29 protein-coding genes and 1 other annotated feature are annotated in these 25296 nt (G+C 42.9%); of the genes, 11 read left to right on the forward strand and 18 right to left on the reverse strand.

Features of this window, described 5'->3' with window-relative positions; genetic code table 11:
* Positions 1–296 precede the first annotated feature (296 nt).
* Positions 297–1172 (reverse strand): hypothetical protein, encoded by an 876-nt coding sequence (locus YK48G_RS03860; RefSeq protein ID WP_203629388.1) that lies wholly within the window; start codon positions 1170–1172, stop codon positions 297–299.
* Positions 1173–1338: 166 nt separating this feature from the next.
* On the opposite strand from YK48G_RS03860, the gene YK48G_RS03865 reads away from it, so the two are divergent.
* Positions 1339–3036, forward strand: a complete 1698-nt coding sequence (locus YK48G_RS03865; protein ID WP_203629389.1) for an RNA/DNA-binding domain-containing protein — start codon at positions 1339–1341, stop codon at positions 3034–3036.
* 1 nt (position 3037) lies between these two features.
* On the opposite strand, the gene YK48G_RS03870 is transcribed toward YK48G_RS03865, so the two are convergent.
* Positions 3038–3622, reverse strand: a complete 585-nt coding sequence (locus YK48G_RS03870; protein WP_203629390.1) for an NADPH-dependent FMN reductase — start codon at positions 3620–3622, stop codon at positions 3038–3040.
* A gap of 98 nt (positions 3623–3720) precedes the next feature.
* Entirely contained in the window at positions 3721–4209 is a 489-nt protein-coding gene (locus YK48G_RS03875; protein ID WP_203629454.1) for a DUF1440 domain-containing protein, read from the reverse strand.
* 143 nt (positions 4210–4352) lie between these two features.
* On the opposite strand from YK48G_RS03875, the gene YK48G_RS03880 reads away from it, so the two are divergent.
* The 3 genes from YK48G_RS03880 to YK48G_RS03890 all read left to right on the forward strand — a co-directional run bounded on the left by YK48G_RS03880 (position 4353) and on the right by YK48G_RS03890 (position 6037).
* A complete protein-coding gene (locus YK48G_RS03880) occupies positions 4353–4568 on the forward strand; it encodes a DUF3923 family protein (protein ID WP_203629391.1) in 216 nt (71 codons plus the stop codon).
* Positions 4569–4624: 56 nt separating this feature from the next.
* Positions 4625–5017, forward strand: coding sequence for a hypothetical protein (locus YK48G_RS03885; RefSeq protein WP_203629392.1), 393 nt, complete (start codon positions 4625–4627; stop codon positions 5015–5017).
* Positions 5018–5569: 552 nt separating this feature from the next.
* Positions 5570–6037, forward strand: a complete 468-nt coding sequence (locus tag YK48G_RS03890; RefSeq protein WP_203629393.1) for a hypothetical protein — start codon at positions 5570–5572, stop codon at positions 6035–6037.
* A 245-nt stretch (positions 6038–6282) separates the two neighbouring features.
* On the opposite strand, the gene YK48G_RS03895 is transcribed toward YK48G_RS03890, so the two are convergent.
* From YK48G_RS03895 to YK48G_RS03905, 3 genes are read right to left on the reverse strand one after another with little or no spacing between them, the layout of a single operon-like run.
* A complete protein-coding gene (locus YK48G_RS03895; RefSeq protein ID WP_203629394.1) occupies positions 6283–6453 on the reverse strand; it encodes a hypothetical protein in 171 nt (56 codons plus the stop codon).
* A gap of 1 nt (position 6454) precedes the next feature.
* Positions 6455–7033: a DUF1700 domain-containing protein gene (locus YK48G_RS03900; protein ID WP_203629395.1), complete on the reverse strand. Its 579-nt coding sequence runs from the start codon at positions 7031–7033 to the stop codon at positions 6455–6457.
* Positions 7026–7343, reverse strand: a complete 318-nt coding sequence (locus YK48G_RS03905) for a PadR family transcriptional regulator (protein ID WP_203629396.1) — start codon at positions 7341–7343, stop codon at positions 7026–7028. The genes YK48G_RS03900 and YK48G_RS03905 overlap by 8 nt, the downstream gene beginning before the upstream one ends.
* 198 nt (positions 7344–7541) lie before the next feature.
* Here YK48G_RS03905 and YK48G_RS03910 point away from each other — a divergent pair, with 198 nt between their 5' ends.
* From YK48G_RS03910 to YK48G_RS03920, 3 genes are all read left to right on the forward strand, one after another.
* Entirely contained in the window at positions 7542–8303 is a 762-nt protein-coding gene (locus YK48G_RS03910) for an HAD-IIB family hydrolase (protein WP_203629397.1), read from the forward strand.
* A 313-nt stretch (positions 8304–8616) separates the two neighbouring features.
* Positions 8617–9939, forward strand: coding sequence for a type I glutamate--ammonia ligase (gene glnA, locus YK48G_RS03915; RefSeq protein WP_203629398.1), 1323 nt, complete (start codon positions 8617–8619; stop codon positions 9937–9939).
* A gap of 172 nt (positions 9940–10111) precedes the next feature.
* Entirely contained in the window at positions 10112–10777 is a 666-nt protein-coding gene (locus tag YK48G_RS03920) for a CPBP family intramembrane glutamic endopeptidase (protein WP_203629399.1), read from the forward strand.
* A gap of 147 nt (positions 10778–10924) precedes the next feature.
* On the opposite strand, the gene YK48G_RS03925 is transcribed toward YK48G_RS03920, so the two are convergent.
* From YK48G_RS03925 to YK48G_RS03945, 5 genes are all read right to left on the reverse strand, one after another.
* Positions 10925–11236 (reverse strand): Txe/YoeB family addiction module toxin, encoded by a 312-nt coding sequence (locus YK48G_RS03925; protein WP_203629400.1) that lies wholly within the window; start codon positions 11234–11236, stop codon positions 10925–10927.
* Positions 11229–11489, reverse strand: coding sequence for a type II toxin-antitoxin system Phd/YefM family antitoxin (locus YK48G_RS03930; RefSeq protein ID WP_203629401.1), 261 nt, complete (start codon positions 11487–11489; stop codon positions 11229–11231). The genes YK48G_RS03925 and YK48G_RS03930 overlap by 8 nt, the downstream gene beginning before the upstream one ends.
* Positions 11490–11838: 349 nt before the next feature.
* Positions 11839–12768 (reverse strand): hypothetical protein, encoded by a 930-nt coding sequence (locus tag YK48G_RS03935; RefSeq protein ID WP_203629402.1) that lies wholly within the window; start codon positions 12766–12768, stop codon positions 11839–11841.
* A 14-nt stretch (positions 12769–12782) separates the two neighbouring features.
* Positions 12783–14666: an ABC transporter ATP-binding protein gene (locus tag YK48G_RS03940; RefSeq protein WP_203629403.1), complete on the reverse strand. Its 1884-nt coding sequence runs from the start codon at positions 14664–14666 to the stop codon at positions 12783–12785.
* Positions 14666–16402, reverse strand: a complete 1737-nt coding sequence (locus tag YK48G_RS03945; protein ID WP_203629404.1) for an ABC transporter ATP-binding protein — start codon at positions 16400–16402, stop codon at positions 14666–14668. Before YK48G_RS03945 ends, YK48G_RS03940 begins: the two co-directional genes overlap by 1 nt.
* Before the next feature lie 340 nt (positions 16403–16742).
* Between YK48G_RS03945 and YK48G_RS03950 the strand changes: the two genes are divergently transcribed.
* On the forward strand, positions 16743–17528 hold the full coding sequence (locus YK48G_RS03950) for a CHAD domain-containing protein (RefSeq protein WP_203629405.1): 786 nt from the start codon (positions 16743–16745) through the stop codon (positions 17526–17528).
* Positions 17529–17677: 149 nt separating this feature from the next.
* Here YK48G_RS03950 and trpA read toward each other — a convergent pair whose 3' ends face one another.
* The 7 genes from trpA to YK48G_RS03985 all read right to left on the reverse strand — a co-directional run bounded on the left by trpA (position 17678) and on the right by YK48G_RS03985 (position 23706).
* Positions 17678–18469 (reverse strand): tryptophan synthase subunit alpha, encoded by a 792-nt coding sequence (trpA, locus tag YK48G_RS03955; RefSeq protein WP_203629406.1) that lies wholly within the window; start codon positions 18467–18469, stop codon positions 17678–17680.
* Positions 18462–19679 (reverse strand): tryptophan synthase subunit beta, encoded by a 1218-nt coding sequence (trpB, locus tag YK48G_RS03960; protein ID WP_203629407.1) that lies wholly within the window; start codon positions 19677–19679, stop codon positions 18462–18464. The genes trpA and trpB overlap by 8 nt, the downstream gene beginning before the upstream one ends.
* Positions 19676–20263, reverse strand: coding sequence for a phosphoribosylanthranilate isomerase (locus tag YK48G_RS03965; RefSeq protein WP_203629408.1), 588 nt, complete (start codon positions 20261–20263; stop codon positions 19676–19678). The genes trpB and YK48G_RS03965 overlap by 4 nt, the downstream gene beginning before the upstream one ends.
* Positions 20264–20328: 65 nt before the next feature.
* Complete coding sequence (gene trpC / locus YK48G_RS03970; protein WP_203629409.1) at positions 20329–21138, reverse strand: indole-3-glycerol phosphate synthase TrpC; 810 nt, start codon at positions 21136–21138, stop codon at positions 20329–20331.
* A complete protein-coding gene (gene trpD, locus YK48G_RS03975) occupies positions 21135–22160 on the reverse strand; it encodes an anthranilate phosphoribosyltransferase (protein WP_203629410.1) in 1026 nt (341 codons plus the stop codon). The genes trpC and trpD overlap by 4 nt, the downstream gene beginning before the upstream one ends.
* 387 nt (positions 22161–22547) lie before the next feature.
* Positions 22548–22824 (reverse strand) — a binding site (T-box leader).
* 232 nt (positions 22825–23056) lie between these two features.
* Positions 23057–23335 (reverse strand): helix-turn-helix domain-containing protein, encoded by a 279-nt coding sequence (locus YK48G_RS03980; RefSeq protein WP_203629411.1) that lies wholly within the window; start codon positions 23333–23335, stop codon positions 23057–23059.
* 5 nt (positions 23336–23340) lie between these two features.
* On the reverse strand, positions 23341–23706 hold the full coding sequence (locus YK48G_RS03985; RefSeq protein ID WP_203629412.1) for a type II toxin-antitoxin system RelE/ParE family toxin: 366 nt from the start codon (positions 23704–23706) through the stop codon (positions 23341–23343).
* Positions 23707–24071: 365 nt separating this feature from the next.
* Here YK48G_RS03985 and YK48G_RS03990 point away from each other — a divergent pair, with 365 nt between their 5' ends.
* The 3 genes from YK48G_RS03990 (at position 24072) to YK48G_RS04000 (ending at position 25288) form a co-directional block, all read left to right on the forward strand.
* Positions 24072–24383 (forward strand): SemiSWEET family transporter, encoded by a 312-nt coding sequence (locus tag YK48G_RS03990; protein ID WP_203629413.1) that lies wholly within the window; start codon positions 24072–24074, stop codon positions 24381–24383.
* 277 nt (positions 24384–24660) lie between these two features.
* Positions 24661–24894 carry a type II toxin-antitoxin system PemI/MazE family antitoxin gene (gene mazE, locus YK48G_RS03995; protein WP_203629414.1) on the forward strand — a complete coding sequence of 78 codons (234 nt, stop codon included), beginning with the start codon at positions 24661–24663 and terminating at the stop codon, positions 24892–24894.
* Positions 24887–25288, forward strand: coding sequence for a type II toxin-antitoxin system PemK/MazF family toxin (locus YK48G_RS04000; RefSeq protein WP_232365276.1), 402 nt, complete (start codon positions 24887–24889; stop codon positions 25286–25288). Before mazE ends, YK48G_RS04000 begins: the two co-directional genes overlap by 8 nt.
* The last annotated feature ends 8 nt before the right edge of the window (positions 25289–25296 follow it).

Raw genomic sequence — 25296 nt, forward strand, 5'->3', positions numbered from 1 at the left:
TTATCCTTTGAACAACACTAGTGTACAATATGACAAAAAGATGTCAAGAAATGACGTTTCGTTACATAAATGTAACATAAAGCCGTAATACACGGCTGCTAATTAATAACTAATTGGTTAAAAGATTGATGATTTTTTGTCTGAAGCCGGATTATTTGTCCGGTCATCTATTGACCAAATTGGCGTAAACGTCAGTCTAATAATGGCGGAGTCCCTAATAAGTTCATTGTTGCTAACTAATTACCAGGTGGTTCGATGAAAAAAACTGCCGCAATTTTAAATTGGCAGTTTTGGGATTAACTTGGATGAATAAGCTGCATATAAGTTTCGTATACGGGTGAATTATCAAAGTCAAAATGGTGATAAAGCTGCAGTCCCAGCTGATTGGCTGACTTTAATCTAAGTGCAACGCTTTTGGCTTCTGATTCATGCGTGGCCAGCCAAGCTAACTGGATATGGATTAAGGTCAAGAGGGCGCCGGATTGTACCTCAGCAAACTCGCCAAGGATAGCTCTTTTTGACGAGCGGTAAGTAAGGCAATAGCTGGCAAGCTTACCTTGATCATCTAGTAAAACAGTTGGCACCTGTTCGATCAATTGATTACGCAACAGTGCTTGCCAATCAGCTAAAGTAATTTCGCCAACTAGATTATTTGGATGGCCTTGTCGATAGTGTGTGAGGCTAATCTGGGCAACCTGCTGCCATAGTTTTTGTTGGGCCAACAGTTGCGAAGCGGTTACGAGACGGTTGGTTGTTAAAATGCTGGGCGGGTTAGTTTTAAATGCCGACAGTGATAGGAACGGTTCAGTCATTTTTTCAGTCAACCGAAACCCTTGGGCCACCAGCCATTTATTAAACGGATGTTGGGGCGCGTAATCCCGGGTGATGATTCGATCGACGTTGAATTTCCAAGCTAATCGGTGGATGTCAGCCAAGATACGGTTGGATAGCCCCAACTGATCATCGGCTTTGGGGTCGACAAATGCCGCAAAATTGAGTGCGGTGGGGTGAAGCTTATTTAACCAAAAAACCGAAGTGGCATCAATCCGTCGATGGGGGTGATAGATTTTGGCATTATCAGGATAAAGCCGCATTGCTCGGAAAATTTCGTGCTCGTTGTGGGGCGGGGTGGGGATGAAGGTGGTTTTGTTTGGTAAATGAGAATATATCATGGAGGACCTCATTGATTAGATTGCTTATTGACAGAATTTTTAATATGTTAGTTAAATAAGGAATATCTTTGAACTGGGTTATAGCTTAAACTTAAAAATAATTGAAGATATAAATCTGGGATGGTAAAGAACGAATGAAATGCCGTATTTTATAATGACTAAAGTAATGACTAAAGTAGACATAAAATTATCTGCAGGTTATCTGCAGGTTATCTGCAGATTAATTAGAAGAAAATTGCCGGGAAGCTTGGTAATACGGGAAATTACAATTATCCTTTTCTGCAGGTTATCTGCAGGTTATCAGTTGATTGGTCAATTGAAAGTAATTGGAGTGAACAATGTGATTGATTATAATAAGAAATTACCACAAGAGGATGAACACATTGAATATAAAACCAGTAAAAATGCATTTCCAAAGGATGCATGGGAAACTATTTCGGCGTTTATGAATACTGATGGTGGGGTATTAGTTCTTGGCATTGAGGAAATTAAAGGGCATCAATTTATGATCGCTGGGGTTCACGATTCACAGAATATTAAAGACGAATTTTGGTCTAGTATTAATAATAAAAGTGTTCTCAGCTATAATGGCTTCAAAAACAGTGATATTAAAACTATCCGAACGGATACTACAGAAGTTATTCAAATTCAAGTTCGCGAAGCTCCTGATTCAGAGAAACCTGTATTTCTTAGAGGGGATGAACGGCAAGCATATGTCCGTAACGGGGCAACAGATGCTAAAGCCAGAGGAGAGTCGTTAATGACATTAGTGCGTCTTTCAAGAGATAATTTGGATACAAAAGTTTTACCTAATTATGGAATTGATGATTTGAGTGAAAACAGTATACAAGATTATAAAAGTATGCTGGTAAAACGTGAAACCTATCGTTATTATACGAATTATCCTTTGGAGAAATTTCTTCGGGGTATTGGGGTTTTATCAAAAGATTATGATAATAATGGAAAAATAGGGGTGACAGCTGGTGGATTATTGTTTTTTGGACTTAATAACTCTATCCTACATGCCTTTCCAAACTTTCAACTAGATTATTTTGATAAAAGTCATCCGGAGCATGATCGATGGAGTAGAAGAATTTCATCAATTGAAGAAGATTTGAATATATTTTCATTTTTTAGAAGAACTGAAGAAGCATTGCTAGCCAATACCCCCGGAAATTTTGAAATGGATCGAAACGGGCAAAGAATCGATACGTTTGGTTCTATGGCAGTGGCCTTACGCGAAGGACTGATTAACATGTTAATGCATGCAGATTATTTTGGAGAGTCACCACTTGTTGTGAACAATCTAACCAAATATTATGAATTTCAAAATCCGGGGAAAATGAAGATTCCTTCTAATGAATTTTTCACAACTAATAACTCTAGCACAAGAAACCCAATAATTTCAAAGCTGTTTATCCAAATGGGGATTGGTGAACGCGCGGGTCATGGTGGTGAAAAGATATATGAATCCGCGGTTACAAACCATTTCAGACAACCTGAAATTAGGACTGACTTGAAAGGCACTCAACTAACTATTTGGAAAGTAGATTATGCAGAATCCTTTGGTGGAAAAGACATCAATAAAAGAGAAAGAGCTGTTCTGAAAGCGATTGTCAGTTCCCGAAGACCGGGATTATCTCACAAAGAAATCGAAACGCAAACTCAACTTTCAAGATCTAGGGTTACAACAGCTCTAAATTCCTTAATTTTAAAGCAAATTCTGGTAGTTAGTGGTAGAGGACCCTCAACCAGATATGGGCTTCCGCAAACCAATGAACAAATAATTGCCCAAGCGCAGGCTATTCCTGATATGCTGAGGCAATTAATGAGTACAAATAAAAATTCAAAATCTAAAAAATAATTCACTCAAACGGGTGCTCATGCAACAACTTCGTATAAAAACGAATCTCATGAAAAGCATCGTCCAAACGCTCAGAAAAATGATCACTATTTTTGGCATCCAAAACCAAATGGCCAGTGGGCGTGAAGTTCGTATTGGCGTTCCATAGCAAGACCGGCGTTGGTAATACGATCATCTTTAGCATCTGTAGGATTTCCACAAAGGAAGCTGCTGCCAGCATGCCACCGTCGCTATAGTAAGAATAGGAAATGATTTGGACTGGCTTGCGATTGACTTCTGGGCCGACGTAATCTAAGGCGTTTTTTAAAGTTCCCGGGATAGCATGGTCGTATTCCGGGGTCACAATTACGTAACCATCTTCATGGTTGAGTTGACTGAGCCAGCGCTTTTCGTTAGCTTTCAAGTCTTGAATGCCCTCAGATAACGGCGTTTCGTCGTGATGATACGGCTCTAATGGGAAATCATCTAACTTAATCCAATCAAACTGCACATCGTTAGTGTCTGAATACGTCGATTGCAAGTAATTAAAAACGGACTCCCCAAGCTTGCTTCTAACCGATCCTAAAATAACACCAATTTTTACCATTAATTTATGCCTCCCGAATATACTCACGCTTGAAATAAGTTACCACAATAAAACGGGTGCCAGCTATTTGGCACTCCAGTTAAAGTTGAGCGAGCGACCTACTTTGAGGTCAACTGACGATAAAGCTCGTCGCTGATGATGTGGTTGGTCCACATCCAAGCCATGTGACCTAAAGCTTCTGAGAAGTGTTCTTCAACTGGTTGGTCAACGGGTGCTGGAACGGTACCCATTGCCGGCATGACGCCAAGATGACAGGCTCCCCAAACGCCGAGGCCAAATAGTGTCCCTTGGCCGAGTCGAATGAAAGGAACGAAGTGGCCGGCGACACTATAAAAGACGGCAAATGAAGTTGAAAAACCAAAGTGAATGAGATAGCTGACCCAGGGAAGTTGTTGTTCCGAATAGGTGTATGTGGCATGGGTCACTTTTTCAGGCACGCCAAACTGTTGGAGTAATTTCTGCGGCGGATTGGTTTGATCCCGCTTAGGTGTTCGTGGCGGCAGCACATTTTCCCAGCCTAACTTTACTAGTCCAGAAACAACGCCGGCCACGCCACCAGCAATGACGGCTGCTTTCCAATTAATCATTTTCAAAACGATCACGCTCCTTTGAACGTCAAAAGTCACAAGCAACTTTATTAATATAACTTCATTATAACGAAAAACCAATATAAGAGTGAAACTTCTTTCTTTGATGTATGATGAAGGCGAAAAATGAGGAGGTGTTGGTAATGAGGTGGACTGGTTGGCGAATTTCAAACTTGGTATTAGCACTTATCTTTATGATCGTTAGCTTAGTGATTTTGATTCGAAAAACCGATGGCGCCGGGGTTGCGCAATCACCAGAACTAAGAATGATCACGCTAATGATTTGGGTTGGCTTCGTGGCGGCACTGGTGGTTTTGGAGGTGATTGTTCGATTGGTAATGCGGAAGCGAAAGCAGTAATTAGCTTTGATGGAAGGATTACTAAGATGTAATTAATCATAAGAGGGTGCAGTGAAATGAAAAAAGCTGATGAGGGCAGCCAAATTCATCGATTAACAATGACTGCCGGATTATTTTATGTTCAAACAGCGATGCTAATTGGAATTGTGATTTATGATTTTTTCAAACATGGTACTAGTTACGTTGCTAGTCACCCAATTATCTTGGTATTATTTGTTACTTTATTTTTATCTGGTATTTGGGAAATGTGGCTTTCAAATGACTTATCCAAGTCCCACGGCCTTCTCCAAGCCGGAATCGGCATCTTACTTTTTGATTTAGTTGCTGCAATCTTTCTGTTACTTAATTTAGGGAAGCCTGGTGTCATTATTTACGTGAGTTGTATTGTACTGGGTTCACTAATTGTGTTTATTGCAGCTGCTTTGATTATACGAGCCAAGAAATCTTAATGGTCAGTAAGAATAAGTTGCTTGTTACGTTAAAATCCCCTTGGTTGTTGAGCAACTAAGGGGATTTTAAGAACGATTACGGCGTTTATTTTTGTACATAGTTAATGCTAAATCTAATTTACATTACTATAATCCTTTCTCAATTGGTTGATGATTTATCCATTCGTTCAAATCATCAGGTTATTGATAATCCTCAGAAGTCTCTCCGTAGGTTACATATTTTTCAGACAGCATTTCTTCCGAAATCACTGTTTGATGTTTATTGATTTTCCATATTTAAAAAGAAAACATGATTATTTTCTGATTTTACCAACTTTGTCTCGCAGTTACTATTTGTCATGTGAGATCCCCTATTTTCTATTTGATGATTAGAATAATCGGTTAGCATGGTAATAACAGCAGAAGAAAGTAAATTGTTGTCTGACGATCGCCCAACTCAAGATAATATTGACATTCACAGTGACTGTCTTTATATTAAATATAATTCAAAAGTTAAAGTAAAATGATATTTTAATGTGAGATCGAAGTTTACTATCATTGAGGTGATTCACCATGAAATTAAGAGTGATCCTACGCTTTGCTCTTCAAACTGCCATTATTTTGGTGCTGGGTTACTTTTTCAATTTGAACAAAAACGCTCAGTTCAATTTTAATTGGAATGGGTTTAATATCTGGCTCATAGTCTCGTGGGCTTGTCAGTTACCGCTCTGTATTCGAAAACAATTGTACCCGGCATACCGGTCGCTGGCGACTCAAGGGCTTAAGCAATACGGTGAGGATGTTAAGCAATTCGGCGCTAAACAGGTCACTAAGAATGATTGGAGCATCACTAATCCAAGAGCTATTCAGGCTGATCAGACTGTTTTTTATTCCAAACTGCATGATGATCAATATGGGGCAGTGCTCAAAATTGCACTGGCGGTGGTTTACGGACTGCTGGGGCCGGTGGTTTTGTTGGGCTTGGTTGGATTTGACTTTGTGTATCACTCCGGTAGAAGGAGAATTAATAAACGTAGTTAGTAGTAAAATAATCGTTAAAAGGGAGACGCTATTTTATTCAAGAAGATGTTCTTAGTGCTTTCGATTAAAAAATAGCCAGCCAATTAATTTCAGAATGCTAATAATCAAACTATGAGTTTTAATGGACATCGCGCTCTCCTTTAAAATGATTATGACTTTTGCCTATCAAAATATAAAAAATGAGGATCACTTCTTTTATCTATTGAAGTTTTCCTCATTTTATTTTTAAGGACTGCTGTCTCTCATCAAAATCCCAAAAACCAATACCAAGGGCGATAATCAATATTTCCGGGATAGTTAAACATATTAAAATTAAAGCCACCAAGTGCCAACCCGGCCACAAACAGCACGACACCTAAGACCAATAGTAAACCAGCAATTCGCCAATAATTATCTTTTAACCAAATCAATAACATTTTAATAGGCCTCCTTGAACTTACTAATGAGCCACTTTGAAAAAGCAATTGAGGCGATTGAAAAGTATTTAATGCTCCACCAAGCGATGGCACCAACCAGTAGTGCCAAGCTGAACCCAATTAAGGAAGCGCCAAGTTCAGCCGTTCCAATCGCCGAGCCAACCTTGAATAAAGAAACAATTCCGGCTGGTAGCCCATATGCACCAATAATTAGAAATGACAGTGATAAAAGAATGAATCCAGCCGGGATCATCCAAACCAGTAAGTACCCAAGTAAGATGAGGATAATGCCAAGTAGCAACAGAGAACACCAGAGCGGTGAACCAATGACTAGCGCCAGAATAAGCAACACTAACCAGGTAGTCGGGAAATGAGTCTTAGGGTGATCTTCACTCATGATATTCTTGACAATTGTCTTAGGATTATCCAATCCATTTACAACTTGATCTTCACTAATGGACCGCTCTTCTGACTCATCCGCAATGAGTTCGCGGTAGTCTTGGAGATAACGATCGATATCGACAACGTGTGATCGTTTCAAATTAGTTTGTAATTGGTCTAAAAACTCAGCTTTATTCATTTTCGAACGCCTCTCTAACGAATTGATAAATACTTTCAATCTGCCCTTGTTCGGTTAAAAATTCTTTGGCCCGAGTGATGCCTTGTGACGTCAAATGATAGTAGCGCCGGACACGATTGTTATAAATTTCGTTATGACTGGTAATATATTCGTTCTTCTCTAGCCTCTTTAAGATTGGGTATAGTGTTGATTCTGAAATCGGGAAAGTTGCTTCCACATCTTTAATGATCTTGTATCCATACGAATCACCTTTGTTTAAGACTGCCAAGATACAATATTCCAAAAAGCCTTTTTTTAACTGTGGATTCATTACTATCCCTCCTTTCGAGAATACTATACAACGCATAGTATTAAAATTCAATAGTATTACTTTAATAATTGATGGTTTAACCAAAAAATCTTATGGTATCCGATTTCTGGCGGAGAGGGTCGCCAATTAATTCTAACTGGCGTAAACTAAAAATAATAATCAAACTGATGGATAAATCAAAAGTGGGTGACTAAGCACGTGAAATTTGTATTTGATGTAGATGGGACGATTAGTTTTGATGGCAGATCAATTGATTCTAAAATTATTGAGAAGATTCAGGCGCTCACGACTAATCGACAAGATATTATATTTGCTTCAGCCAGGCCAATTAGGGATTTACTTCCCATCATTAATGGCTTTTCAGCTGGCCCGTTAATTGGTGGCAATGGGTCGATTATTTCCGTAAACGGACAAGTTCAGGTTGTGAAATCAATTAGCTTACCGGACTATGAGCTGCTCCGATCGATTATTCAATCAGAACAATTGGATTATCTAGTTGACGGCAGTTGGAATTATTCGGCAAGGGTAACGTCAACTAATGCGATCTTAAACCAACTAGATCAAGGACACTTGGCCCGTAAAGTCCCACTCGTTGAGATTAAACAGCCAATTAAGGTGATTTTGCTGGATTTATCTGATCAATTGCAGGCTTCAATTAGTGCGATATTAAAAGAACAAACGGCTTTATCAATTGTTGAGCATCAACAGGAACATAACCTTGATTTAACAGCCCAAGGTGTCAATAAATTCACAACATTGCAACAACTGTTTCCAGACGAGTCATATGTCGCTTTCGGCAATGATGTTAATGATAGCGAATTGATGATGCATGCAAAACGAAGCGTTTGGATTGGTCGTTCACCAGCAAATGACTTCTGGCAGCCAGATTTTAACGGGGCTGCTAACGTTTCTGGCGTATTGGGGGCGCTCAGCCAAGTTCAGAGTTGGCTAAATCACTGAATGACCTGTAATGATTAGTAATAAGGGCAGAAAAGTTAAATGTATTTTTGAGGCCGTTTTGAAGGTCAATGACTAATAAAGCAGTATTTTTCATGAGAGACTCCTTAGTGACAATGTTTAAGCAAAGTGTGCGCCAGGATGCTTCAAAGTCAAATTAGCTAAGACGTTAGGGCGCTACACGATTTATGAGATTTACTAAAAAAATTATAAAAACATCCGATGTCAGAAGATATAACGTGTATAATATCAATTAAGGAATCCCTAACAAAAAGCTTAGAGTGACCTTAAAAATCGATTATGACGGGGGCTTTTGATGAAAACTGCTGATGATATTCGGAAATTAGCCAAAGACGAAGATGTTGCATATTTAAGAATGAGCTTTTCTGATCTCAATGGGGCGTTGAAAAACGTCGAAATCCCAATCGATTTGTTAGATGTCGCATTGAATAATCAAGTCAAAATTGATGGGTCATCAATCACCGGTTTTTTACCGATTCAGAATTCTGATATGTACTTATATCCTGATTTGAATACGTGGACGGTCTATCCTTGGATTACGACGGGTGGCAAAACGGCTTCAATGATCTGTGACGTTCACAATAGTGATGGCACTCCATTTGTCGGCGACCCGCGGTTTGTTTTAAAACGCCTGGATGCTTCTCTAAGCGAGATTGGTTGCGGTCACTTAAACGTTGGTGCGGAAATGGAATATTTCTTATTCAAGGCTGATGAAGCTGGTAAGCCAACCAATCAACTAAACGATCAGGCATCGTATTTTGATGTTTACCCAGATGATCGTGGTGAGGCTTGTCGGCGAGAAACGGTTAACACGTTAAAGGCGATGGGCTTTTCAATTGTCGCTAACCACCATGAGGTTGCTCCCGGACAATGTGAAATTGATTTTAAGTTTGATAATGCAGTCAAAACAGCTGATCGGATTCAATTGTTGAAATTGGCTACGAAGACCGTTGCGGTTAAGTATGGACTGCGGGCTACATTTATGCCGAAACCCAAATCTGGTGTGAACGGTTCAGGGATGCATTTGAACACGTCGCTATTTGATGATTCTCGGAATTTGTTTGATGATTCGAATGCCAAAAACGGTTTGTCAGAATTAGCAATGCACTATTTGGCAGGCATCTTGGCGCATGCCCAAGCGTTCACTGCGATCACCAACCCCACCATCAATAGTTATAAACGATTAGTTCCAGGATACGAAGCGCCAACCTATGTTGCTTGGGCTATCGCCAACCGGACGGCCTTGGTTCGAGTGCCAGATGGTCGCGGACCGCAAACCCGGTTTGAATTGCGAAGTGGTGATCCGGCGGCCAACCCGTATTTGGCAATTGCCGCAATCCTGGCTTCTGGCTTGGACGGCATCAAGAATAAATTAACCCCGCCTAAGAACGTTGAAGACAATATTTATAATATGTCAACTGAACAACGAAGCACCGCGCAGATTACCCAACTCCCAACCTCGTTGCCCAAAGCGTTGACAAATTTGCAAGCTGATCAAGCACTCTTTGAAGCTTTGGGGAGCGTTACTTCTAAGTATCTGCAAGTTAAGCAAACAGAATTGACCCGTTTTCAATTGAGTGTCACTGACTGGGAGAAGCAGACTTACTTTAATGTTTAACCGATAAAAAAGACGCCTGAAAAAAACAAATGCACCACTATTAGATGATGAGATAATCGGCTAAATTTTGATTCGAATTTTTAGGCGACCACTTTACGTGTCAAAACGTGATTGACAATTGAACGCTAGTTTGGAACCCTCTGATTCTAATAAATAGTTAGGAGAGGAAAGATTGAAACAAACTAATTGGTACGCAAATCTAGCCAGCCAATATGCCATACTTTGGCTCATCTGGTTGGGTGTCCAAGATTACTTGTACGGCGAACTTATCAAACTACCAGCCACCGCAAACGATGCTGACTTCATTGTCAATACGGTGATCAAATCTATCGTGTGGCTTGGGTTGGGGATTTGGTGGCTTCATTCAGATCGAGCTCAGCTGTGGTTGAGTGGAAAACTATATAATCGTCACTTTCCAACCTTGTTTTGGGAATTGCTCATTTTATTTGTCGGTTATCTTTTAGTAACTGCTATCTATGAACATCATTCGCTAACCATTATGCCAGACTTGTTTACCCGTGAGCGTCATGGATTCATTGGGGTCGCCCTAATTGCGGGAGTGACCGAAGAATTCATCTTTCGGGGATACTTCATGAATCGATTACTGCACCGCTACGCCTTTATGACCGCGAACATCATTCAAGCACTCCTATTTCTAGGCATTCACTTGCCAATTTATTTCGTTGACCACTTGTCGATGATGGGGTGGTTGAATAATGTCTTGACGGTTCTGCCACTGGGGTTAATTTTTGGCTGGGTCTTTTATCGCTCAAAGAATTTGTGGCCGAGTACAATTTTGCACTGTGTGTGGGATGCGATGATATTTGCGCTAATATAAATGGTTCGACTGTCGATTTTAAACAGTATGTAAAAGCGTTGGCAAGCAAAACCGCTGATGATTAAGAGTATGAAAAAAAACGCCAAACTAGATTTTTATCTAGTCTAGCGTTTTTAGTTTGGCATTAGCTTTTTGGATAAAGGTCGTTCAGTCTTTTCGGGCACTAGATTTACCACTCATGTCGAGGAAACCACTTTCGTAATGCGCCCAGCAAGAGTAGATCGTGACCACTTTATTGTCTTTATCAATGGTATAAACAACTCGGTGCTGACCATTAATTCGGCGGGAATAGAAGCTAGCCGCCGGGGGTGTCAGCTTTTCGAAGGATTGGGTTGGTGAAAACGGGTCGATTGCAAGCGTTGCTTTAATGCGTTCAAATGATGGGCGTAAAGGGCGCTTCAATACTTTTTTTAGATCGCCTTTGGCAGTTGACTTAATTTTTAGCTGCCATTTATTCATGATCGATGTCTCGCATCATTGTATCTAGATCAACGTCTGGATCATCCTGACGTTTAAGGGCATCAGGCAGTTGACCATTCATTACCAGTTCCAATGTTTCTTGCCAAGCATCGTAGTCCCGCTTACTCATCAAGACAGCACTTTTCTCATCGTCACTGCCAGCGATGAGTACAGGCTTAGAGTCTTGATTAGCAGCTTTAATTAAAGCAAACAATTCAGCGCGGGCCTTAGTTGGGTTAATAACCTTCTCCATGGGGATTCCTTCTTTCAGTGGTTCATTACGTTATTAGCCTAATTGTAACGTACGTCATCATGTACGTTAATCAGTTTGATTTGCAGGCTAATTAGCCTACAATAAGCTATTTTGACACCCTTTTAGCGGCATTTAAATAATGAATGGAGGAATATCAGCGTTTGTTCAGCCAATGGGCAAACTAGGTGATGATTAATCCAACCGAGATTGGATTAATCAGGTTTGCTAGAATGAGATACCAAAGGATCAGTTTTTTTCCGGTATACAGCCCCTCTCATAGGCCGTAAAAAGTTTACACCAAAAAAGATCGTCACAGCTTCATGAAAAGCAAGACGATCTTTTTTATAACTTACTTTCTGGTCACAAACACAAACAAAGTCGTAGTCGAATATCCCAAACTAAACCGAACCCCATTCGAATAGAACGTCGGTGCGGTGGTTGAACTAGATTTCTTAGCCTTTGCAGCTTTTTGGAAATCCTTGAGGACATGTTTGGCATTGGCGCCAACACTATCTGCCAGGATTGAAAACGACGTGATAAATGGCTTCAAGTCTTTTTGATGCTTCAGGCTGGAAACTGGCACCATCATGGCAATTCCCAAGACTTGGTTGTGATCCACATTAGCCCTTAGCGTTAACTTATCAGCTGAAATTAAATTGTGAACCCCATCTTTGGGGTTAGTTGGCAGCAATTGAGCCGCCACATTTGCTTTGGCTTGCTTCATTGCTGGTGCTAGTTGTGCTTGACGTTGCTTGAGCTGTTGGGCTTGCTGTTGAAGTGCAGCGGCTTGTTTAGTTTTTTGCTGCATGGCAGCCATCCCGGTGGCTTTGTTTGCCTTTAGGGCTTGGGATGACTTTTTCAGTTGAGCGGCCTGTTTAGCCAACTGAGCGGCAAGTTGTTGGTCTTTTTTTGATAACGCCGCGCCGGTTAGCGCTTGGTTATAGGCTTTTTGCATCTTGGCATAATTTGAAACGACCGCGGCCTTTTCGACCGTCACTTTTTGGTGCTTACCAGCCGTTGTTAACTTAACGGTTTGCTGATCATGTTTGGTGGGGACGCTAATCACAAACGCCCCGTTTTGCGTTTTCGCCGTTTTGGTTGAGCCGTTATTCACTTGATAATGGACTTGTTTTTGGTTGCTCTTGCCCTTGACCGTCACGGCCAAAGCGTTAGCGCTTAAATGGTGATTGGCAACGGTCAATGTTGGGGCCCCACAGCCACTCAAAAATAAGATGAGCGAAGCGGCTGTCATTAATAAGCCAATTAATTTTTTCGTCATTGCATCCCTCTCCCCTAATCAAACGACACGTCATCTGAGAATTGACTGTTATAAAGGTCAGCGTAAAAGCCGTTCTTTGCAAGCAACTCGCTATGAGTGCCGGTTTCAACGACCGCACCATGGTTCATCACGATGATGTTGTCGGCATTTTGAATGGTTGAAAGCCTATGAGCAACCACAAAGCTGGTTCGGTTCTCTAGTAAGGTACTCATCGCGTGTTGAATCTGAACTTCAGTCCGGGTATCAACTGAACTGGTGGCTTCATCCAAGATTAGGATTTCTGGATCCGCCACAAATGCCCGGGCAATGGTGATTAACTGACGCTGACCTTGAGAAATGTTTGAGGCTGACTCATTTAGGACAGTATCATAGCCATTTGGGAGCTTACGAACAAATTCGTCGACGTGAGCGGCTTTAGCAGCTTCGATAATTTCATCTTTAGTGGCAGCTTCTCGACCGTATTTGATGTTGTCGTAAATTGAACCGGTAAATAACCAGGTATCTTGCAGCACCATGGCGAAGTGTGCCCGCAGAGCTTCTCGATCCAAGTCACGCGTGTCGACGCCCTTGAGGCGGATACTACCGCCCTTCACGTCATAAAAGCGTTCCAATAAGTTGATGATGGTTGTCTTACCAGCCCCGGTCGGGCCGACAATGGCAACTTGCTGCCCTGGTTTAACTGCGAGGTTGTAGTCTTTCATTAAGAGCTCATCCTCATAGCCAAATTGAACGTGTTCCAATTCAACCAAATTGTCAGTGCCTTTTTCCACTGGCCGGCTGGCTTTGGTATTCTTCATCTCTTCTTCATCGATAACTTCAAACACCCGCTCGGCCGAAGCAATGGTCGATTGAATCGTGTTCATCAAGTTGGCAAGTTGTGAAATTGGCTGGGAGAATTGGTTGGTATATTGCAAGAAGGCCTGCACGTTACCAAGCGTCACGGTTCCATTGGCAACTTGAATCCCGCCAACCACGGCAACGAAGACGTAGCCAATGTTGTTTAAGAAAATCATTAACGGCATGATAATCCCGGAAATAAATTGGGCCTTCCAAGCAGCCTGATAATACTTTTTATTTTGGACTTCAAACTGATCGATGGTGTCCTTTTCCTTATTGAAGCTCTTGAGGACAATTTGGCCGGCATAGTTTTCTTCGACTTGGTTATTTAACAGGCCGAGGCTCTTCTGTTGGGCGGCAAAGTATTTTTGTGACCTTGGGGCAACAATTCCGACGATTACCAAGCTTAATGGGATGGTAACCAGCGCAATCAGGGTTAATTTCCAGCTAATGGTAAACATCATCCAAAGCGTGCCAATGAAGGTGACGAAGCTGGTTACCGCTTGGGTTAAGCTTTGCTGAAGCGTGCTGGCGATGTTATCCATATCGTTAACGGCCCGGCTCATGATATCGCCGTTGCTATGCGTATCGTAGTATTTAATTGGCACCAGCCGCATCTTTTGTTTCATTTGCCGCCGAAGCTTATAAACCGTATTTTGAGAGATCCGGGTCATAATGTATTGCTGCAAGAAGCTGAAGACAGCTGCTGCCAAGTACATGACGATCACAATCAAAATGATTTGAAAAATCTTCTCGTAATTAATTGGCAGCGAGCCAATCTTAAAGCCGGCCTTCTGCTGGGCAGTTCCTTTCATTAAGCCTTTGAAAATCTCAGTTGTTGCTTCCCCCAAGATCTTTGGGGTCCGAATTTGGAAGATGACACTAATAATGGCAAACGCCATCACTAAAATCAATCCGATCAGGCGATCTTGCATGTAATTGAGTAGGCGGGCAGTGGTTCCCCAGAAGTTATGGGGCTTTTCAACGACGCCTTGAAACCCGCCACGGCCACCGTGATTTCGATTTGCGGGCGGGGTCGGGGTTGAATCCTTTTCAGCCATTATTTGTCATCCTCCTCTCGTAATTGTGAATGAATAATTTCTTGATAAATCTGGTTATTGGCCCGAAGTTCATCGTGGGTGCCTTTACCGACCAATTTGCCGTTATCCAGCACTAAAATCAGGTCGGCATCAGCTACCGTGGCAATTCGTTGGGCAACAATCACCGTAATGCTTTGTTTGATATGTTCATCAGCGCGTAGAGCCGCCCGCAAATCAGCATCAGTTTTGAAGTCTAATGCGGAAAAGGAGTCGTCAAAAACGTAAACGGCTGACTTTTTAACTAAGGCCCGGGCGATGGCTAGCCGCTGCTTTTGGCCGCCAGAGAAGTTATCGCCGCCCTGTTCAACCTGCATGTCAAGGCCTTTGGGATCTTCTTGAATGAAGTCTTTGGCCCGGGCAATTTCTAAAGCGTGCCAGATTTGATCATCTGTGGCGTTATCGTTGCCGTATTTCATATTATCGCGGACCGTACCGGTAAATAGGGTGGCTTTTTGCGGCACCAGCGCAATTTGATCACGAAGGTTGGTCATTGACAGGTTATTAATGTTATGACCATCTAAGTCAATTTCACCTTTGTCGACGTCATAGAAGCGGGGGATTAGGTTGACGAGCGTCGTTTTGCCGGAGCCAGTTCCGCCGATGATTGCGATAGTTTGGCCACTGTGAGCTTCAAAGTCGATGTCACTGAGTGCAAGTTGTTCAGCACTGCGATAACGATAGTCGACATGGTCGAATTTTAAGGTGTGACTTTTAGCATGGGGATCAATTACTGCCGGTTTGGCCGCTTGCTTCATAGTTGATTTTAAGTTTAAGACCGTCTGAATCCGTTTGGCCGAAGCTTGAGCCCGAGGGATAAAGACAAACACCATGGAGAGCATCATGAAGCTCATTAGAATCTGCATGGCATAACTCATGAACGCGATTAAGTTGCCGACTTGCATGGCTTGGCTGCCGATTAATCTGGCGCCAAACCAAACAATTGCAACGTTAGTGCCGCTCATGATTAAAGTCATGACTGGAAAGGCCAAGGCGATAATGGTGTTCACTTTAATGGCGTTATCGGTGTAGTCGCGGTTGGCATCTTCAAAGCGGTCTTGTTCAAATTGATCTTGACGAAAGGCGCGAATGACTCGAACCCCGGTTAAACCTTCCCGAAAGATCCGATTAATTTTATCGGTTTTGGTCTGCATCGCTCTAAATAACGGAACAGAAAAATAGAGTAAGAGACCGACAAATACAATCATGATGGGTAGAACCACCAAGAAAATCATTGTGAGCTGGTGATCTTTGGTGTAAGCCAAAAAACTTGCGCCAATAAGCATGATTGGCGCCATTAGCATCATCCGCAGCATAATAATGGCCACGTTTTGTATTTGAACCACGTCGTTGGTTGTCCGGGTGATCAACGAGGACGTTTCGATTTGATCATATTCGTCTTTGGTGAAGTTGATGACCTTTCGATAAACGTCGCTCCGTAAATTTTGGCCGAGCTTTTGAGAAGTTCTGGCTGCCAAAAAAACGTTGCAAATCGCCGCGAAGATACTAATGAGCGAAAACCCGGCCATTTCGGCGCCGACTTTCCAGATGTAGGGAATATCCCCCTTGGCAACCCCGTTGTTGACGATATCAGACGTCAGACTGGGCAGATTCAAGTTGGAAATCACTTGAATGGTCATGAAGAGGACTGCTCCTAGGACTGCCAGGTAGGAAACTCGGTTCTTGGCAATTTTCAGCATGTTCATACTCCTTCCAATGTGTAAAAATAATAATTAGTCGCTTAATTAGGTACCGAACTATACTACTGCTTACTCATGAAAAATACAAGCACGCATTATCATAAGTTAGCAAACCAATAACAATCATTATGAACTAAATTGGCCGTAATTTCACGCAACTAATCGTTAAAATAGTCGATTTTTTAGTTTAATTGTGGCAAGTGATGCAAATAAGCGATTGCCTGCTTGTGGGGTACCAGAATAATTTTGGACATTTCTTGTAACCGTTCCCATCGTTTTGTGCTATCTTAGACGTAACTTAAGTGATTCGTTATTGAAAGCGCCGAAGGGAGGCTAATCCATGAAATCAGTTCAAACAATCTTAAACGATCAGTATCAGCTCATTCAAACCGAACGCATTCGTTTCTTGAATAACCCGTACTCGGCTGAGCGGGTTCATGATTTGCGGGTGGCCATTAGAGCCTTGCGGGGCCTCTTGAAATTTTTGAAACGGCGCTTGCCACCGGCGACTTTTACAGATCTTGACCAGACGTTGGGGCAAGCTGCTCAGCTCTTTGGCCCCCTAAGAGAAATTGATGTGCTGATTGATAAGGCGGGTGACTATGCCTATGCCCATCCTGAAGCTCAGCCACAGATCGCGGCCTTATTCGAAGACTTCCATGATAAGCGTCGCCAAGAAATGCAGCGAGTGTTAGCCGAATCGGTGCAACAGCGGTTGACTAGCGATTTGGACCGGGTACGAGAAGCGTTGCGGGACTTAAACTTAGATTCAGCTACAGGTTGGTCAGCTTATGTCTTAAAAGAATTTCGCCGGCGTTATCAAAAGCTAAAGAAAAAGTACCGGCAAGTAGACTTCAACGATTACGCGCGCGTTCACCAAATTCGAAAAAAAGCCAAAACGTTACGGTATTCAGCAACTTACTTCAACGAATTTGCGCCTAAACTGACGACTAAGGTTGGCCGCCATGCGGAAAAAATACAAAATAAAAGTGGTACCATCACCGATGCCCACGTTAATGACGACTTGCTGCGAAAATTTGCCGCCCAAACGACTAATCCGGCCGAAGCCGCTTTATTATTAAGAATTGCAACGGCGCAACGAGCGGTAATCGACGCCCAAAAGTAGTGCTGGCTTAATTGACAGCTTATCAAGTCAATGAAACTGACAAAAAACACGACTCTCCCAATTTATGAGATGGTCGTGTTTTTGGATTATGCGGCAATTTAATGCGGTTGGTTTCACGCTGCATGATGGTTAATTAAGGACGCACCTTGTTAAACGCGCGCTCCTTGACTCGCGTCCACTGCAGTTCGAACCGACTTAGTGAAAGTTTCAATCGCTTGCGGTGCGTTTTGCTTTTCTTTAGCGACAATGTCTACAATGGCGCTGCCGATAATCACCCCATCGGCAATTCCAGCCATTGTCTTAGCTTGGTCCGGAGTGTGAACGCCAAAACCAATGGCCGTTGGCACGTCGGTATACTGTCTAATATTGGCAACCAAATCCTTCAATCCCGTAAAGAATTCGTTTCGTTCACCAGTAATTCCAAGTGAAGAAACAACGTAAATAAAGCCACTGGCCGCCCGAGCAATTTTTTCGATTCGATGCCCTGAAGTTGGCGTAATTAATGGGATGATGTCGATGCCGGCTTGGGTTGCTGCCGGTAGGATTTCGTCGCGGCTCTCATAGGGCATATCAGGAATTACTAAGCCGGCAACGCCTGACTGTTGGCATCGTTGACAAAAAGCATCGTAACCATACTTGAAGACGACATTTAAATAGGTAAGAAAAACAATCGGCACGTCAGTCTGTTTGCGGGCGGCGTCAACAATTTCAAAGACGGTTTCAGTCCGAACGCCGGCCGCAAAAGCTCTTAAATCAGCTGATTGGATAACTGGCCCATCGGCAATTGGGTCCGAAAAGGGGATTCCCACTTCAACGATGTCTGCGCCGCCCTTTGCCAAAGCAATGATGTTTTTAACCGTGGTGTCAAAATCAGGGTCATCGGCCACGACGAATGGAATGAAAGCTTTATGATTTTTAAAAATATCACTTAGATTACTCATCAATATCGACTCCTTTGTATTTGGCGATGCTGGCAACGTCTTTATCGCCGCGGCCGGATAGGGTGCAGACGATGATTTGGTCTTTGCGCATCGTCGGAGCAATTTTCTCAACGTAAGCGATGGCGTGGCAGCTTTCGATGGCGGCCACGATGCCCTCTTGTTTAGCGATGTATTCAAAGGCTTGAACAGATTCGTCGTCAGTAATGCCAACGTACTGGGCGTGGCCTTCTTTGGCCAGGGCGGCATGTTCTGGCCCAACGCCGGGATAATCCAAGCCGGCCGAGATGGAGTAAACTGGGTTGATTTGGCCATCCTCATTTTGTAAGAAGAGCGACTTCATGCCGTGGAAGATGCCAACTGATCCTCGCTCAATGGTGGCAGCGGTCTGGTCAGTATTAACGCCTTTGCCGGCAGCTTCAACCCCCACTAATCTGACGCTTGGGTCATCAATATAATCCGCAAAACTGCCAATAGCGTTGCTGCCGCCGCCAACACAGGCAACAACCATGTCTGGCAGGGTGTTTTCCTTAGCCTTTAATTGGGCTTTGGATTCCTTGCTAATCACGCTTTGAAAGTGCTTGACGATTTCTGGAAATGGGTAGGGGCCAACCGCTGAACCCATGACATAGAAGGTATCTTCCGAACGGGTTGCCCATTCCTGCAAGGCGGCATTGATCGCGTCTTTTAGAACCATTGAGCCAGTGGTTACCGGATGAACTTTAGCGCCTAATAATTCCATTCGGTAAACGTTGAGCTTTTGGCGATCCGTATCTTCCTTGCCCATGAAAATCTCACATTCCATGCCGAACAATGCCGCGATGGTTGCCGTGGCCACGCCGTGTTGGCCGGCACCGGTTTCGGCGATCAAGCGCTTCTTGCCCAGATGTTTAGCCAGCAAGGCCTGGCCAATCACATTGTTAATCTTGTGCGCGCCAGTATGGTTTAAATCCTCGCGCTTGAGGTAAATTTTGGCACCACCAAGGTCTTTAGTCATGTTTTTGGCATAATATAGCAGGGATGGCCGGTTGGCATAGTTGACTAATAAATCATGGAGTTCGGCTTTGAACGCTGGATCATCCTTTAAGGTATGAAAGGCATGATCGACCTTCTCTAATTCGGTCATTAAGGTTTCTGGGATGTACTGACCGCCATATGTACCGGCGTAAATTCCGGCACGGGTCTTTTGAGCTTCTGCTTTTAATTTTGTCATAGGACGTATTCCTCTCTTGCGTTTTTAATAAAGGCGTTTATTTTAATTGGGTCTTTCATTTGGTGGGTTTCGACGCCACTAGAGACGTCGACGATATCCGGATTAACGATACGACTAGCTTGGCCGACGTTTGCAGGGGTCAAGCCGCCAGCCAAAATCAGTGGTTGACTAAAATGAGGCATTGGCTGCCAATCAAGGACTTGGCCGCTGCCCTTGCCGCTGTCGACCATCACGTAATCTGCTCGGGATGTCGGATCGATTGCTTGCCGCTCAAATACTTGAATGACTTTGAGGCCGGCCGCCTGCAGCTTGGCAATCTCTTTTGGCGTACTTTTGCCGTGAAGTTGGGCGATGTCAATGGCGCCAGCTTGATAAGCTGCTAAAATATCATCGACAGATTCGTCAACGAAGACGCCAACGGCTGGAATGGCGGGGCTTAGATGTGCCCGGAGTGCTAATGCAGTTGCCAGTGTCACTTGGTGGCGACTGGGCGCAAAGACAAACCCGGCAAAGTCGGCGCCAGCTGTGTTAACGGCTTCAATATCTTGGGGACGCATTAAGCCACAAATTTTAACTTTGACCATCTTCATGCCTGCTTTCTATTAAGAATTGAGTGAATCACCGTTTGGCTGGCGATGATTCTGGTACATTATTCAGTCGGTTTAGATTCAATCAAATCAGCGGCTGCCCTAAATGATTGAATCAGGGCTTGCTTGTCGGTGGCCCGCATTAAGGTTTCCCCGATTAAGACGCCTTTAAATCCAGCGCCCGCTAACGTGGCAACGTCTGCTTGGGTTTGAATGCCACTTTCGGCAATTACCGGAATTTCGGTGGGCACCAAGGCTTTCATTTTTAAACTGTTATTGAAATCGACGTGAAAGTCTTTAAGATTGCGATTGTTGATCCCAATGATTTTGGCCCCGGATTTGAGGGCTCGACCCACTTCTGCTTTCGTGTATGCTTCAACGATTGCCTGCATGCCCAGCTGTTCGGCTAGCTCCCGGTATTCTTTGAGCTGGGTATCATCTAAAATTGCGACGATTAATAAGATTATTCCGGCCCCGTTGGCTTTGGCCTCATAAATCATGTAAGGATCGATCGTAAAGTCTTTTCGCAAGGTTGGCACCGAGAGGGCTTGGCTGATTTCATTGAGGTAGTTCAGCCGGCCGTTAAAGTATTTGGGCTCGGTTAGTACTGAAACTGCCTCCGCGCCGGCTGACGCATACGTTTGGGCAATTTGTAGGTAAGGGAAGCTGCTTACGATGGTGCCTTTGGATGGGGATGATTTTTTGACCTCGGCAATAACGTGCAACCCTGGGTGATTTAATATAGAAAGAAAATCTGGTTTGAGGTTAACTGACAGTTGATCAACCTGCCGTTTTAAAGCCGCGAGTGGCAGTTGGGATTGGTGTTTTGCCAATCTGGCTTTGGTTGCCGCTACAAGATCATCTAAAATCATGCCACCACATCCTTACGTTGATTTGAAAAGGCAATGAGGCGGTCAAGTTCAGCTTGAGCTTTGCCACTATCAATGGTTTTAGCCGCTAAGTCGATGCCAGCTTGAATGGACAATTCCGGATGGGCGAGGTGTAAGGCTGAACCGGCATTTAATAAGACGATATCGCGTTTTGGACCCTGCTTGCCAGCCAAGATATCGCGGGTGATTTGGCCGTTTTCTTCAGGCGTGCCGCCGACTAAATCATCGCGATTGGCTCGTTTGAAGCCAAATTGTTCTGGCGTTAAGACGTAGCTGGTTAATTGCCCATTTCTTAATTCAACGACCGCCGTTTTATCGGCAACTGTCATTTCGTCTAAGCCGTCGCGGCCATGAATAACCATGGCATTTTGGACACCCAATTTTTTAAGGACGTTAGCCAGTGGTTCAAGTAAGCTTTCATCATAAACCCCGAGTAATTGTTGAGTTGGGTGAGCGGGGTTGGCTAAGGGGCCGAGAATGTTGAAAATGGTGCGAATGCCCAGTTGCTTTCTAACTGGTGCCACGTACTTCATGGATTTGTGATACTCTTGTGCGAATAAGAAGCAGAGGTTGTTTTCCTTTAGGCTTTCAAAGCTGGTAGCGGGATTTTCGTTAATATCCAACCCCAAAGCTTCAAAGACGTCGGCAGCGCCACTCTTGGATGAAGCGGCCCGGTTGCCGTGTTTAGCAACCTTGGTGCCAGTAGCGGCTACTACAATGGCGCTGGTGGTTGAAATGTTGAAGGTATTCGCGTGATCACCGCCTGTACCAACGATTTCTAAGACGTTGCCGGCTTCAGGGAATTTCAAGGCGTGATTGCGCATGGATGAGGCCGCCCCCGCAATCTCGTCGATGGTTGGGTTTTTAGCAGTTAAAGCAGTTAAGAGACTGGCTGTTTCGATTTCAGACGTTTGACCGTTCATAATTTCGTCAAGAACGGCTTGGCTTTCATCAAAGGTAAGGTTTTCGTGGTTGACAACTTTTTCAATGGCTTGTTTAATCATAATAAATTCCTCCAAATATAGTGAGCGGAGCAAAGCGGTTAGAAAGCGGAGCCTAAGTTAACTTGGCCGGAAATCCCGGGCTTGGATTTTTGGACAAGTTGACTTAGGTGCAGCTTTCTGCTTTGCGCAGCTGTCCTAGTAATAGTGAGCGGAGTAAAGCGATTAGAAAGCGTAGTGTAAGGCTCCTCAGCCAGAAATTCCCGGTTCTGGAATTTTTGGTTGAGGTGCTTACACGGAGCTTTCTGCTTTGTGCAGCTGTCCTAGTAAGTGTCTAGTGATTGACTAATTGAAATTCAGTATGTGAGTTGCCATCGTTTAATTTCGTTAGTATTCATAGTGGAAACCTCCATTTAAGTAAAAAAATAATCCGCCCATAACTTCATACAAGTTAAGGACGGATTATTCCGCGGTGCCACCTTAGTTCAATTAATCAGGGTAGATAAATAAAGTTAACTTCATCTATTAAGTTCCCCAATTAATTACGCTTAGCAAGGGACTAACATCCCTCCGACAACTGACGTATGCCAACACGTTTTTCCGTACTCGTTACCTTTCGGGAAAACCCTCAGTGGTCCATTTAATTATCTGCGTTCGGCTGCACTCTCATCAACGGCAGCTCTCTGTGCGTGCACAATAATCTTGATCTCCACTTCATCGGTTTTATGGACGAATTAATTGTTGCTTTGTATATTAGAGGCTTATCATGGGAATGTCAATAGATTTTAATTAAATAATTTAAAAATTACGGTTGTAAGGGACGGTAAAGCTGGAAAAAGCGATTGTGAATACGATTAAGAAGCTTTTCCATGCTAAAAACAGTTTCTTCAGCTTGGAAAAGCTTCCTGTTGAAATCATGTTGTTGAGAAAATAACTTAAATCACGGCTAACAATTCCCTTTAATTTAAAGAAATTTCTAGCTTCTTACCAAGAGCAGTTGCTAGCTTTTCTAAGGTAGCCAAACTCGTATTATCTGCTAACTCAACGCGGGCAACTGTACGTTGAGGCACCCCGGCTGCGTTCGCTAGATCTCTTTGTGATAAGCCAGCCGCTTCACGCGCCTTCATAAATCTATGAGCAGCGATTAGTCGCGTCTTTCCTTGTTCATATTCAACTTTTGTTTGAGGGGTGTCCGTGTATTCTTGAATAAGTGAATCGAGTTTTTCAGTTTTAGGCATCTAGCTCACTTCCCTTTCCTAAGTTCTCGTAAGAATTCTTGACGGATTTGTTCACCGTGTTGAATTTGTGCTGGCGGTGTTTTGGGCGTTTTCTTGGTAAAACCGTGGGTAATTATATAACGGCCATCAACAACGTGAAAGTAAATGACTCGCTGGATGTTAGAACCCACTTTAGATCGAACTTCAAACAGCTTATGGCTGAGCCGTTTAACCCACTTCATTTTAGCCGCATCTTGAATACCTACCTCAGAGATTGCGTCCAGCGTATACAAAACTTTGCGCGCATCCTTATCTGGAAGACTAGCAAGAAACTCTCGAAATTCGTTATGACCATTGGGCCGGATGTAAGCTTCAAAGGTTATTTTTTTCATGAACTAATCATAAACTACTTTTCAATATGAGTCAATATATTTACTCATATTAAAATTGATCAATTATTTTCTAACCCAATTCTTTCGCCAATTTAGTGCCCGCAAACTGATAAGTCACTTCTAGCAAGCGCTTAATTGTAAAATTAGTCGATTGATTTGGCTGAGCCCTAGTATTTTGTTAACAGACGTGGTATCACAGAGCAAGAGAGAATGTTCCAGAGATTTTGAAGACAGTCGCGCAAAGCAGAAGGCTACGCGTAAGCACCTCAGACAGAAATTCTAAACCCGAAAATTTCTGTCTGAGGGGACTTGCGTTTTGATTTCTAACGGCTTTGCCCTGCTCACTTATTTTTAGGAGGAATTTTTTGCAAAATCAACTGAGCCACCCAGGCGGCCATTCAGTACATTCAGGGAAACATATTCTAAGGGAAGATCGGATTGTTGGTGATATTGCGACAATTGCCAACATGATTATGTACATTTCATACATAGGCGAAATTATGCAAAATTTGAACGGCAACCCAACGTCGTTCATTCAGCCGTTTTGTGCGGCGATCAATGCCGCGCTTTGGGTTGCTTACGGCTGGGTTAAGCCCAAGCGGGATTGGATCTTGATCGTGGCCGATGTGCCGGGAGTGATATTTGGATTGATTGCGGCTTTCACAGCAATAACATAATGATCGTAATACATCGTAAAATGGTTAGTAATCACTAAATAGGTTACTGTTTTGCAAGGCTGCCTTCAAAATAATAATATTGGCGCAAGCATAGTGTGAAAAATTGCCGGGTTGTCAGCTGCGGCTGTTTCTAGGATCTTAGACGGATATAGGCGACACAGCGATTGCATCGATGCTTTAAAGGCGTTGAGAAGAATTGTTTTGTGAAATATTCGATCGTGATATAATGTGATTAGTAATTACGGGTGAATACGAACGACATTTTAGGAGGCATTTTATGAAAACACCAACTAATCATGAATCCGTTAAAGTACGTAAGCAAGGAAATTCAACGACGATTACGCTTCCAAAATATCTCAATGTCAAAGTTGGTCAAGAATACTATCCTATTAAACAAGATAATGGACAAATTATTCTCATTCCTAAGGTTGAAGACTATTTTTCTTCCAATGAAATGGATTTGACGCAACATGAAAGTTATAAACCTGAGGGAGCAGAATGGCATGATTAGAAGCCCTAAGCAAAAGGACGTTATATGCTTAAATTTTAGTCCAAGTAAAGGATATGAAATTCAGCAGCCACACCCGGCTTTGGTGTTAAGCCGCACAGAATATAATCAGAAAACTAACCTGGTCATTGTGTGTCCAATTACAAGTAACACGGTTTTAAGGCATCAGGAGGATAATCACACAGCAATATACAAGAGTGATAAGCATCCTTATATGATAAAAATTATCGATTATCGTTCCGCTGGTTTGGAACACGAAAGTTTAGTTAATCCAATTCAAATGTACAGTTTAGATTATCGCAAACGTGATTTTAACATTCTTGGAAGCGTATCAGATGACCTATTATTTCGGGTTTGGCAACAAGTCTTGCTCAACTTTAACTTGCCACAGTTTTAAGACTAACT

The sequence above is a fragment of the Lentilactobacillus fungorum genome (assembly GCF_016860605.1).
Taxonomy (GTDB): Bacteria; Bacillota; Bacilli; order Lactobacillales; family Lactobacillaceae; genus Lentilactobacillus; species Lentilactobacillus fungorum.